Here is an 11,464-nt window from a genome sequence, read left to right as displayed (position 1 = left end):
GTGCGAGATCAAGAGCAGCGTCGCCATGGCGATGCGCCCACCCGCCGAGGCCGGTCTGGCAAGGGTTGATTCGATGTCTGGTCCGACGAAAAAATCCTCGGCGTGGATGAGACGGCCCTCGCGCCTGATGCGCCAACGGTCGCGGAAGGTGCCGTGCACAGCACGTTCACCCATGGCGCTGCGGCCGAAGATCGTCGCTTCGACGATCAGCGCTTCGGAACCCGCCGCGAGATCGGCGTCGAGCGTGCGTGAAAAGCAGGCACGGTCATAAACGATCGTTTCCTGCGGCAGCCATCCCAAAAAACCACCTTCGCCGACGGTGAGGCGGACATCAACCTGGGCTGCGTCGGCAAGCGCGCGATAGACCTTCTCGCAGGCCTGGGTGGTGACGACCGCGCGTGCGCTCGTGCCGATGGAAACCTCCCAGCCAAGCCGGTCACCACCGGTCAGGCCACCCGCCATGTTGATCAGCACCGCCTCCAGCGGATCGCTCCCGGTATCGGGCAATCTGATCTTGGCCGCGCCATCCTGATAGAGGCGGGCGAGGCGGCTGCGGCCATGGCGAAACGCGACATCGATGCGGGCATGTGCTGCCACGCGTTGCGAGGAAATCGCCGCCGCGTCCGTTGCCGCGGACAATGATGCGTTGATGGTCATGATGCCTTGAGGTTAGCCACACTGACGGGTTTGTCGATATATAGCTTGTTGCCTCGCGGCGTTTCGGTTTCTATACAGGGATGCCTTTTGGGCTCAATTCAAAGGCGAATATCGCCCAAAAGACTGGCTCGAGCCCGACGCAGGAATTGCGCGGCGCGGACCTGACAAGATGTAAAAGTTCTGGGGAAGTGTATCTATGGCCGACCAGTTGGCAACGGACATCATCGACAAGATCAAGGCGCATGCCGAACCGGGTGGCGAAGAGATCACGCTTGACACCGAACTGACGTCGCTGGGCATCCACTCGCTTGAGCTCACCGAGATCATCTTCGACCTCGAGGAGCAGTACGGCATCGAAATCCAGATGAACACTGTCGACGCCTGGAACAGCCTCAAGAATGTTCGCGATATGGTTGAAGCCGTTCGCGCCCTGATCGCAAAATCCGCCTGAGATGAAGCGTCCCCGCATCGTCATCACCGGAATCGGCGGGCTGTGCGGGCTCGGCACCGATGCCCCATCAATCTGGGACGCCATGCGTGCCGGCCGTTCGGCCATCGGGCCGCTGACGAACTCGGCCTTGTACGATCTCAAGATTCGCGTCGGCGCCGAGATCAGGCAACTGCCCGAGCACGGCATCGAGCGCAAACAGCTTGTTTCGATGGACCGCTTCAGCCTTCTTGCCGTCATAGCGGCTAACGAAGCGATGCGGCATTCGGGCCTGGTCGTCGATGAAACCAACACTCACCGGGTAGGCGCGATTATCGGCGTCGGCATCTGCGGCTGGGAAGCGATCGAGGAAAGCTACCGGGCGATCCTGCTTGAAGGCAAGAACCGTACAGGCATCTTCACGGTGCCGAAGGTCATGCCGGGTGCCGCGGCCGGCCAGGTTAGCATGAGCCTTGGCCTGCGCGGCCCGGTGTTCGGCGTCACATCCGCCTGCTCGTCGTCCAATCACGCATTCGCAACCGCGATGGATCAGCTCCTGCTCGGCCGCGCCGACGCCATTGTTGCCGGCGGTACCGACGCGCCGCTGATCTGGGGCATCATCAAGGGCTGGGAAGCCTTGCGCGTCGTTTCGCCCGACACCTGCCGGCCATTCTCCGCCGACAGGCAGGGGCTGGTGCTCGGTGAGGGCGCGGGCATGGTCGTGCTCGAGACCTACGAACACGCCACCGCGCGCGGCGCGACGATCCTGGCCGAGCTTGCCGGAACCGGCATGTCCGGCGACGCCTCCGACATCGTGGCACCGACCATCGAGGGCCCGACGGCAGCCATGCGTGCCTGCCTTCTCGACGCAGGCCTTTCGCCCGAAGAGGTCGACTACATCAACGCCCATGGCACTGGAACCAAGGCCAACGACCAGATCGAGACGACGGCCATCCGGCGCGTCTTTGGCGCTCATGCCGACAAGCTGTCGGTGTCGTCGACCAAATCGATGCACGCCCATTGCCTTGGCGCATCGGGTGCGCTCGAATTGATCGCCTGCGTCATGGCCGTGCGCGAAGGTATCGTACCGCCGACCGCGAACTATCGCGAGGCGGATGCCGACTGCGATCTCGACGTCACGCCCAATGTCGCCAAGCAGCGTCCGGTGCGGGTGGCGATCAGCAACAGCTTTGCCTTTGGCGGCACCAATGCCGTCGTGGCGGTGAAGGCGGTCTGACCAGGCGTCAGGCCGTTGGTGGAACTCTCACCAGGCTCGCGCATTTGCATATTGATGCAGCGCCTGCGCATGCCTAACTCTTGCTTGTCCCCCCAGCCGTGCCTCACGCCGGCCTACCCCGAGGAACCGACGATGAGCGATCTCACCCCATTTCCGATTGCTGCACGCTGGCCGGCAAAGTATCCCGACCGCATCCAGCTCTATTCCTTCCCGACGCCGAACGGCGTGAAGGTGTCGATCGCCCTTGAAGAGCTCGACCTGCCCTACGAGGCCCATGCCATCAACATCGGCAAGAACGAGAGCTGGACGCCCGAATTCCTGGCGCTGAACCCCAACGGCAAGATCCCCGCGATCATCGATCCCAACGGTCCCGGCGGCAAGCCGATCGGCCTGTTCGAGTCGGGCGCGATCCTGCTTTATCTTGCTGAAAAGACCGGGCGCCTGATCCCCAGCGACAGGGCGCGGCATTACGAGACCGTGCAGTGGCTGTTTTTCCAGATGGCTTCGGTTGGCCCGATGTTCGGCCAGCTTGGTTTCTTCCACAAATTCGCCGGCCGCGAAATCGCCGACAAGCGCCCGCTCGAACGCTACCGGGACGAGTCGCGCCGCCTGCTCGGCGTGCTCGACCAGCGCCTTGCAGGGCGCAAGTGGATCATGGACGACGACTACACCATTGCCGACATCTCGCTGCTCGGCTGGGTGCGCAATCTGATCGGCTTTTATGAAGCGCGCGATCTCGTCGGTTTCGACAGTTTTACCCATGTCGCGGCATGGCTGGAACGCGGCCTGGCGCGGCCCGCGGTGCAGGCGGGCCTGAACATTCCGGCGCGTGGCTAAGCCATATCGAGCGCTTCGCGTCCTCCGGATACGAAGCGCTTCGATTGACTGGCGTCAGATCACCAGATCGGCCTTGCGGCGCGCGGCAAGCACGCGGTCGATATTGGGCATGTCGTTGGTGTCGATCCAGTGACGCGCATCGGCGTCCGAGCGGCCGTGCTCGCGCCAACGCTCGACCAGTCGCCGCTCCAGTTCTTCGCGCGGCACATCGACGAAGATGGTGAAGTCGAGCAGCGGTCCGAGCCGCTGCCATGGTTCTTCGTCGAGAAGCAGGTAGTTGCCTTCGACGAGGATGAACTTCACCTCCGCGGGCACGATGGCAGCTGCTGCCCTGGATAGCTCGACGCTGCGGTCGAAGACGGGGATCGCAATGTCAGGCTCGGCGGCGCGCAACCGCTTGAGCAGCACCTCGAAGCCGGCGAAGTCGAAAGTCTCGGGCGCGCCCTTGCGGGCCCTGAGCCCGCGTTTGTCGAGCACCGCATCGTCGAAGTGGAAGCCGTCCATCGGCACCACGGCCGCCGAGCCCTCGGGCAGGACGTCGTGCAGGGCGGCCGATAGCGTCGACTTGCCCGATCCGGGCGGCCCGGCGATGCCGATCACGAAGCGCTCGGCATGGTGTGCGCGTTTGAACAGGGTGGCGGCGATATGAGCGATCTCTGACATAGGCCTTCCCAATGATGGTTATGTGCATCCTGCTGGCGCATCCGTCAAAATTGAGGCGGTAGCACCGTCAGTTCAAGAGCGACTGTCCGATCCGCAGGAAGGTTTCGTCGAACGGCACTTCGCGGCTGGCGCCGTCGCTGAAGTTGAGGCGCAGCTTTCCGGCCACGGCTTCGACCGCGGACGGCACCTCGCCAGTGTCCGATGCCACTGAACCCACCACCTGGCGGAAGGCGACGCGCCCGCCGAGCGCAAAGGCCGTTTCGACATTTTCGCGTTTCAGCCAGTTGTCACCCAGCGAGGCGGCATGGCCGATATCAGTGCGCCCGTCCTCGATGCCGAGAACGCCACTGCGACCGTTCCACGGCGCATAATAACGACCGCCATTACTGATCCACAGCATGGTGACCGGCAGCTCGGTCGGGTTCTTGAGCACCAAAACGACATCGGCCTCGGCCTTGCGCGCCACCGCAGTCCAGCCCAGGCCGCCATGATCGGCCTCGATGAGCGTGACGAAATCCTCGTGCCGGTTGTCAGGGCTGAAATTGGTGAGGTCGACCGTGCCGCCCGATGCGGCCGGAAAGCGCGTGAGGTCTTCGCTGCGTGCGGGATAGGCAAGCACATAGGCGCCGCGCACCGGGTCGGGCTCCGTCACATCGGGTGGCGTTGCGGCGAGGCGCTTTGGCGAAAACGCCAGGCGACCGCCCTCGCGCATTTCGGTCATCGGATGATGGGCGACCGGGATCGCGCCAGAACCGCCGGTGAACGCATGCTCCTGGTAGAGAAACGGGTGGCCGTCGCGCAGGATCAGCGTCTTTTCGACCAGGGCCCCCATGATCTTGCGTTCCAGGCGAAAACTTGCCCGTCGGCCTCCAGGGATAGCCTCATCGGAGGCGAGCTGCCATTCGCTGTTGGCGCTCCAGCCATGCAGCGGTGCCGGCTCGACATCACTGCGCGAAAACGGCGCGCACAAGAAATCGCCCGACAATCTGACAACGCCTTCCGGCAGCCCCTCGGGCAGATCGCCCCGGTCTATCCATGGCGCGCGATGCAGCGGCTTCAGCGTGCGCCCACCGCTTTCGATGGCGAGGTCGGCGATGTGGCCAACCGAAAGGTCGAGCGTGACTGCAATTCCCTCGGCGTCGAAGCTAAACACATTCATCGCAAATCACCCCACTTCATGCCGCCAAGAGAGCCGATTTGCCGGTTCGGGCGCAAGTCATGGGGTGTAACCAATATTCAACACCATCGGCACAACATGTGTTGGCAGCGACGAGCCAAATGGACGGGCTGGCGCGCATTCTGTAGCCTTGCGGCTGTTATTGCTGACCGGCATGTGACAAAGCCTAATTTTTGGCGACCACCGACAGGTTTTTCCCTTGCAAGCCCAGGCCACCTTATCTCAGCTGCCCTTCAGATTTCCCAGGCTTCGGCAGCTTGGACTGCTCCGCAATCTTGTGGCGCTGTTTGCCGTGGTCGCCGTGCTCGCCGGCTGCTCCACCACCGAGACCTTGAATGTCGCGCAGCCGGTGGCGGCGGCGTCGGAAAAATATGCGGCGATCGTCGTCGATGCCTCCAATGGGCGCACGCTGTATCAGGCCTATTCGACCGCGCCGCGCTATCCCRCCTCGCTGACCAAGATGATGACGCTGTATCTGACCTTCGAGGCGCTGCAGCAGGGACGTGTGTCGAAAACCACGCTCATCCCGGTGTCGAGCAACGCTGCCTCGCAGCCACCGTCAAAACTTGGCTTCAAGCGGGGCGAGCAGATCGAGCTCGAAGCGGCGATCCGAGCGCTGGCGACGAAGTCGGCCAATGACGTCGCGGTTGCTGTCGGCGAATATCTCGGTGGCAGCGAAGCGGCCTTTGCCGGCATGATGACGGCCAAGGCGCGCCAGCTCGGCATGACCAATACCGTGTTCCGCAACGCCTCTGGCTTGCCCGATCCGCAGCAGCACACCACAGCCCGCGACATGGCCGTGCTGGGCATGGCACTGCGCAAGCATTTTCCGCAGAACTATTATTACTTCGCCGCAACCGACTTCAATTTCCGTGGCAAGCGCGTGCGCGGCCACAATGACCTGCTCGGCCGCGTCAACGGCGTCGACGGCATCAAGACCGGCTACATCAGGGCGTCGGGCTTCAACATCGTGACCTCGGTCAATGCCGATGGCCGCAAGCTGATCATCGTCGTCATGGGCGGCGACACCGCGCGCAAGCGCAACGCCCATGTCGAGGAGCTGATCGTGCGCTACATGCCCCAGGCTGCCGGCAGCAGCCTGGCCTATCAGACCGCTCCTGCCGCACCCGCAGCCCCGATGCCGGTGGCTGCCGCAACGCCCATGCCGGCCATGGGCGCAGTACCGATGCAGGGYTCGACGTCCGCGCCGGTGCCGATGGCCGAGGTCCAGTAGGCGAGCTTCCGCTCGTGCTTAAGCGGGCGCTTGGTATTGCGTGTCTGAAACGTGCTCCAGCCAGTCGACCGCGCTGCCGTCAAGCGCTTCCTGAAGCGCTATATGCGTCATACCAGTGGTGGCCGCAGCGCCATGCCAGTGCTTTTCGCCAGGCGCGAACCACACCACGTCGCCGCTGCGGATTTCTTCGACCGCACCGCCCCAGACCTGCGCCCAGCCGCAGCCCGAGGTCACGACCAGGGTCTGGCCGAGCGGGTGGGTGTGCCAGGCCGTGCGCGCGCCGGGCTCGAAGGTGACGGTGACCGCGCGCAGCCGGGCAGGTGCTGGTGTTTCGAAGATCGGATCCTGGCGCACCGTGCCGGTGAAGTAGTCGGGCGAGGGCTTTGCCGAGGGCCGCGAGCCGCAGCGTTTGATTTCCATTTTTATCTCCTTGGTGGCTTGGCGCCATCATACGCCGGTCCGCGACCGTTTGGCCGGATAAAACTCAATCGGGCAAGGCGACCACGGCGCGCCCGCTGGTCAGGTCGGTGATCATGCGCACGATCGCCGGCGTGTCGGCCTCGGGCAGGGCTAGGGTGAGCTCGGCGCCGGTCGCGGTGAATGCCTCGGCGATCGTCCTGACACCAGGCTGGGCCGCCAGCCGCGCCTGGACGAGGGCCAGGTCGGCAAAGCCGCAAGTGACCTTCGCCTCGATGGTGACGACGATGGCCACTTTGGCGGCGGTCCGCAGGCAGGTGGCGGCGGTGCCGCCATAGGCCCGCACCAGCCCGCCGCTGCCAAGTAATATGCCGCCGAACCAGCGGGTGACGACGACGGCGACATTGTCGAGCGATTGGCCGTCGAGCGCCTGCAGGATCGGCTTGCCTGCGGTACCGCTCGGTTCGCCGTCATCGCTGAAGCGATAATTCTGCCCGACGCGCCAGGCCCAGCAATTATGGTTGGCGCCGGCATCCGAATGGGCCGCGATGAACGCCTTGGCCGCCTTCTCGTCCGACACCGGGCCGGCAGCAGCGAGGAAGCGGCTCTTCTTGATGTCCTGGCTGAAGGTTTCGAGTTGCGTAAGCGTGAACATGGCTGGCGGCCGTTAGACAATGCGATGTCGCGATCGTCAATCGGGCGCCGATGCCGCAAAAGAGGTGCTCGGGAAAAGGTCGCCGGGCGGTCCGCTGCCCGACGACCTCTGCGCCTGGGAGGCGGGTCAGATCGCGCCGGCCGACATCTGCGACGCGATATGATCGGCTTGCCTGATGGCCAGCGTTACGATTGTCAGCGTCGGGTTTTCGGCGCCGCCGGTGGTGAACTGACTGCCATCCGAGACAAACAGGTTCTTGATGTCGTGCGTCTGTCCCCATTTGTTGACGACGCCGTCCTCGGCCTTCTCGCTCATCCGGTTGGTGCCGAGATTGTGCGTCGATGGGTAGGGCGGCGTCGGGAAGGCGCGCGTGGCGCCGACCGCGTTGTAGATCGCCTGTCCCTGGGCATAGGCATGGTTGCGCATCGCAACGTCATTGGGATGGTCCGTGAACCACACGTCCGGGATAGGCATGCCGTAATCGTCCTTGAGCTCGGCATGGAGCTTAACCGCGTTCTGTTCCTGCGGCATGTCTTCGCCGACGATCCACAACCCGGCCATGTGGTCGTAGTGGTCCAGTGCTGACGTGAAGGAGCGACCCCAGCCGCCCGGGTCGAGGAACGCCGCCATGAACGGAATGCCGAGCGCCAGCGTCTCCATTTCATAGCCGCCGACAAAGCCGCGCGAGGGATCGTGGCGGGCCTCATCGCGCACGATGCCGGCCATGGTCGTGCCGCGGTAGAAATGCACCGGTTTTTCGAAGATCGCGTAGACCGATCCAGTCGTGTGACGCATGTAGTGCTTGCCGACGTGGCCGGAGGAATTGGCAAGCCCGTTGGGGAATTTCGACGAATGCGAGTTCAAGAGCAGGCGCGGGCTTTCGATCGAATTTCCGGCAACCGCCACGACGCGCGCCTTCTGCTCATGCAGCTTGCCGTCCTTGTCGGCATAGACCACGCCGGTGACCTTGCCGGACTGGTCGTGCTCGATCTTGACCACATGCGATTGCGGCCTGACCTCCAGCTTGCCGGTGGCCTCGCCCTTGGGAATTTCGGTGTAGAGCGTCGACCATTTCGCGCCCCATTTGCAGCCCTGGAAGCAAAAACCGGTTTGCTGGCAGCCCATGCGGCCGTCACGGTCGGCGGAATTGATCGCCATGTTTCCGGTATGGCATTCCTTGTAGCCGAGCTTGTCCGCACCGGCCTTGAGGATCTTGAAGTTGTTGTTGCCGGGCAGGCCTTCGATGCCATGCGTGCGGGTCACGCCCATCTTGTCCTCGGCCTTGTCGTAGTAAGGTTCGAGATCGGCGAGCGTGATGGGCCAGTCGAGCAGATTGGCGCCGTCGACCTTGCCATAATTGGTCAGCGCCTTGAATTCGTGATCCTGGAAGCGCAGCGACGCGCCGGCCCAATGGGTGGTGGTGCCGCCAACCGCCTTGACGATCCAGGCGGGCAGGTTGGGGAAATCCTTGGCCACGCGCCAGCCACCGCCGGTGGTGCGCTTGTCGAGCCAGGCAAGCTGGGAAAAGCTGTCCCATTCGTCGTTGATGAAGTCTTCGTATTCATGCCTTGCGCCGGCTTCGAGAATGACGACATCGATGCCTTTTTGCGCCAGTTCATTGCCGAGCGTCCCGCCGCCTGCGCCTGAGCCGATGATGACGACGACGCTGTCATCCTTGAGATCGTATGGGGCTGCCATTGTTTCCTCCCAGAAATTGAAACGAAGCCGCGCACAGCGCGTCAACCGCACCTCATCCGGTGCGGGCCTTCGCCGTCAAAGCCATTCGATGTCGTTGAAGCCGCGAGCTATGTAGCCGCCCTTGGAGTAGGATTCGCCCTCGTAGCCGAAGGTCGGCCATACCTCCTTCTGGTTGTAGAGGCTGACCACGAGGTCGCCGCGCACTGCCTGGAAAAACGGCGTCGTTTCGATGTCGCGCAAGATGGCGACGCGGTCGTCTTCCCATCCGAGGCTGCGATAGCCGGCGCCACCAGCCCGCTTGTCGAGATCGGCAACGCCGTTCTCGATCAATTCCTTATGGGCGGCGTCCTTTCCGGCTTTCGCATCCTGCCCTTTGACGGCGATGGCATAAAAGCGATCGGCGAGTTGGTCGTGTGGGTAGATGTCGCGGGCGAGCACGATCAAGGTGGCCATGGTTTCCGGCTTGAGTGCGGTCACCTCCAGTCCCCAGGCATTGCGGGGGCTGATGAGGGCGCTGCCGCTGATCACCAGCATCGCGCCGATGCTGCCGCGTTTGAGAAGCTCACGCCTGGAAAGGCCGGCCTGCTTCTCGTAGATCGTTACCATGATTTCCTCCCTTGCTTGCTAGTGCACGTGTTCGATGTGCTGGCTGGCACTGCTGTCCTCCAACAGCAGTTGCGGCGGCGCTACAGGAAGCGCCCCCGTCTTTGCAAAACCTCGATCTTGTATCCGTCGGGATCCGATATGAAGAAAAAGCGGGCAATTTCGATGCCGTTGTTCTTGAACTCGACGATGTCGCGCGGCTCAAGCCCCAGCGCCTTCATGCGGCTGTGCTCGTCGTCGAGATCCGCGACCGACACCGCGAGATGGCCATAGCCGTCGCCCAGCACGTAAGGATCGGTGCGGTCCTTGTTGATCGTCAGCTCGAGCTCGAAGCTGCTTTCCTCATTGGAAAGATAGACCAGCGTGAAGGTTGGGAAATCGAGCCGGTCGGCAATCCCAAGGCCGAGCGCCTTGGCGTAGAAATCCAGCGAACGCTGTTCGTCTAGAACCCGGATCATGGAGTGGATGGTCTTTGCCAATCAGGCATCTCCTGCACTGTCATAATTATGTGTGCAGGATGCGCCATCGCGGGAAGGGGCAGGTAGCAGCCCGCTACCGCAAAGTTGATTTTATTTCAGGAGATAAGCCGGAAGGTTTTGCTCGAAAAGCCCGCTTGAAAGGCAAATTGACCGCTGTGAGGCTGCGGGGCATACTTGCGAAAAACAGGAGGTGGAAACGCCATGTGCGAGGTTTTTGCCGGGCAGGACCCCGATCGTTACCGCCCGATCAACCGTTCGGTTCGCATCGCCGGCCATTCGACCAGCATTCAGCTGGAGGCCGCGTTCTGGGTTCTTATCGACGAGATCGCCGAGGGGCAGGGCATGACGACATCGCGGTTCTTGTCGACGCTGTACGACGAGGCGCTGGAAATCAACGGCAGCGTGCCGAACTTCGCCTCCCTGCTGCGCACCAGCTGTCTGATCCACCTGATGAGCGGTTCGGCAGGCACGCCGCGCAGGCTGCAGATTTCGTCCGCTGCCTGAGCCCTGTGAGGCCTGCCTCGGGTCACCYAACCCTGCCGAGTGAACGACGGCACAATTCGCGCCGCCTTCGCAGCACAGCGCAACTCCATTTCCCCCGTTGAAGCTTGCCGCCGCATCGGTTATGAACGCGCGTCGTCCGGTTCGCCGGATGGTGGTTTGCGGTTTGGCCGTGGACGAGCACCCGTAGCTCAGCTGGATAGAGCGCTGCCCTCCGAAGGCAGAGGTCGATGGTTCGAATCCATTCGGGTCCGCCACTTAACTCTTTGAATTATCTAAGTTTTTTGTCGGGGCATCCTTCGGGCTTCCTTTTCATTCCGGCCCAAATGGCCGGAATAAAATACAGTATAAGTCCAAGTAACGCCCCTTCTGGAACCAAGCCCGAACATAATTAGAACGCCACCGCATTGGCGACTTCCGCCAAGAACGCGGGGTTGTGGTGTCCGTAGACACGTTCGATGATTTCTTTGGATGTGTGAGTGGCCTTGGCGATTTGTTCGTAAGACATGCCCGCTTGGACCATCCAAGTGATCGAAGTGTGCTTGAAGGTGTGGGCGCTGATATGCCGGATTCCAGCGCGAACGCACGCGGCAGAGAGAGCAGTCTTCACGTCCGCGATACGCTCGCCCCGGAACTCGATCACGTAGTCAGACGTTGCCGCCCCCTTCGCGTGCTCCAGCGCAGCGATAAGCTTCGTGTTGCCCACGATGGGCGTGACACCACGACGCTTATTCCCCACGTCGCCCCCGAAGTCGATTTTCTCATGGCCTTTGAGATGCAGGGCCACGTTGTCCCATTTCAGGGACAAGATAGCCTCGCGCCGCTTCGCCGTGCTCAGTGCGATCAGCAGGAACAGGGCGAGATGCGGAGCGCACGCGC

Annotated in this window: 14 protein-coding genes; 5 read left to right on the top strand and 9 right to left on the bottom strand. The window is 62.7% G+C overall.

The annotated features are described in order from the left end of the window. A partial coding sequence (locus AC1DWF_RS26055) for an urease accessory protein UreD (protein ID WP_476842211.1) occupies positions 1-657 on the bottom strand: 657 nt, incomplete at its 3' end. Between the two features lie 196 nt (positions 658-853). Between AC1DWF_RS26055 and AC1DWF_RS26050 the strand changes: the two genes are divergently transcribed. The 3 genes from AC1DWF_RS26050 to AC1DWF_RS26040 all read left to right on the top strand — a co-directional run bounded on the left by AC1DWF_RS26050 (position 854) and on the right by AC1DWF_RS26040 (position 3,158). Then, positions 854-1,108 carry an acyl carrier protein gene (locus AC1DWF_RS26050; RefSeq protein ID WP_476781403.1) on the top strand — a complete coding sequence of 85 codons (255 nt, stop codon included), beginning with the start codon at positions 854-856 and terminating at the stop codon, positions 1,106-1,108. Position 1,109: 1 nt separating this feature from the next. Beyond that, complete coding sequence (locus AC1DWF_RS26045) at positions 1,110-2,321, top strand: beta-ketoacyl-[acyl-carrier-protein] synthase family protein (protein WP_476781402.1); 1,212 nt, start codon at positions 1,110-1,112, stop codon at positions 2,319-2,321. A gap of 132 nt (positions 2,322-2,453) precedes the next feature. Beyond that, entirely contained in the window at positions 2,454-3,158 is a 705-nt protein-coding gene (locus AC1DWF_RS26040) for a glutathione S-transferase N-terminal domain-containing protein (protein ID WP_476781401.1), read from the top strand. Positions 3,159-3,212: 54 nt separating this feature from the next. Here the strand turns inward: AC1DWF_RS26040 and AC1DWF_RS26035 are convergent, their stop codons facing one another. Together AC1DWF_RS26035 and AC1DWF_RS26030 are read right to left on the bottom strand one after the other, a co-directional pair. Then, positions 3,213-3,821, bottom strand: coding sequence for a nucleoside triphosphate hydrolase (locus AC1DWF_RS26035; protein WP_476781400.1), 609 nt, complete (start codon positions 3,819-3,821; stop codon positions 3,213-3,215). 67 nt (positions 3,822-3,888) lie between these two features. Beyond that, positions 3,889-4,980 (bottom strand): hypothetical protein, encoded by a 1,092-nt coding sequence (locus AC1DWF_RS26030; RefSeq protein WP_476781399.1) that lies wholly within the window; start codon positions 4,978-4,980, stop codon positions 3,889-3,891. Positions 4,981-5,275: 295 nt separating this feature from the next. Between AC1DWF_RS26030 and AC1DWF_RS26025 the strand changes: the two genes are divergently transcribed. Next, on the top strand, positions 5,276-6,232 hold the full coding sequence (locus AC1DWF_RS26025) for a D-alanyl-D-alanine carboxypeptidase family protein (RefSeq protein WP_476842210.1): 957 nt from the start codon (positions 5,276-5,278) through the stop codon (positions 6,230-6,232). A gap of 18 nt (positions 6,233-6,250) precedes the next feature. Here AC1DWF_RS26025 and AC1DWF_RS26020 read toward each other — a convergent pair whose 3' ends face one another. The 5 genes from AC1DWF_RS26020 to AC1DWF_RS26000 form a co-directional block, all read right to left on the bottom strand. Continuing rightward, a complete protein-coding gene (locus AC1DWF_RS26020) occupies positions 6,251-6,652 on the bottom strand; it encodes a (R)-mandelonitrile lyase (RefSeq protein WP_476781397.1) in 402 nt (133 codons plus the stop codon). 64 nt (positions 6,653-6,716) lie between these two features. Further along, on the bottom strand, positions 6,717-7,304 hold the full coding sequence (locus AC1DWF_RS26015) for an IMPACT family protein (RefSeq protein ID WP_476781396.1): 588 nt from the start codon (positions 7,302-7,304) through the stop codon (positions 6,717-6,719). Positions 7,305-7,430: 126 nt separating this feature from the next. Next, entirely contained in the window at positions 7,431-9,002 is a 1,572-nt protein-coding gene (locus tag AC1DWF_RS26010; protein WP_476781395.1) for a GMC family oxidoreductase, read from the bottom strand. A 75-nt stretch (positions 9,003-9,077) separates the two neighbouring features. Then, positions 9,078-9,608 (bottom strand): gluconate 2-dehydrogenase subunit 3 family protein, encoded by a 531-nt coding sequence (locus tag AC1DWF_RS26005; RefSeq protein WP_476781394.1) that lies wholly within the window; start codon positions 9,606-9,608, stop codon positions 9,078-9,080. Between the two features lie 80 nt (positions 9,609-9,688). Beyond that, positions 9,689-10,084 (bottom strand): VOC family protein, encoded by a 396-nt coding sequence (locus AC1DWF_RS26000; protein WP_476781393.1) that lies wholly within the window; start codon positions 10,082-10,084, stop codon positions 9,689-9,691. 201 nt (positions 10,085-10,285) lie between these two features. Between AC1DWF_RS26000 and AC1DWF_RS25995 the strand changes: the two genes are divergently transcribed. After that, complete coding sequence (locus AC1DWF_RS25995) at positions 10,286-10,588, top strand: ribbon-helix-helix domain-containing protein (protein ID WP_476781392.1); 303 nt, start codon at positions 10,286-10,288, stop codon at positions 10,586-10,588. A gap of 388 nt (positions 10,589-10,976) precedes the next feature. On the opposite strand, the gene AC1DWF_RS25990 is transcribed toward AC1DWF_RS25995, so the two are convergent. Beyond that, the coding region (locus AC1DWF_RS25990; protein ID WP_476842209.1) for a tyrosine-type recombinase/integrase at positions 10,977-11,464 on the bottom strand (488 nt) is incomplete at its 5' end.

Source organism: Aminobacter sp. P4_D5 (genome assembly GCF_056401815.1).
The sequence above is the reverse complement of the archived record's forward strand: the minus strand, read 5'-3'. Positions and strand labels throughout refer to the sequence as shown.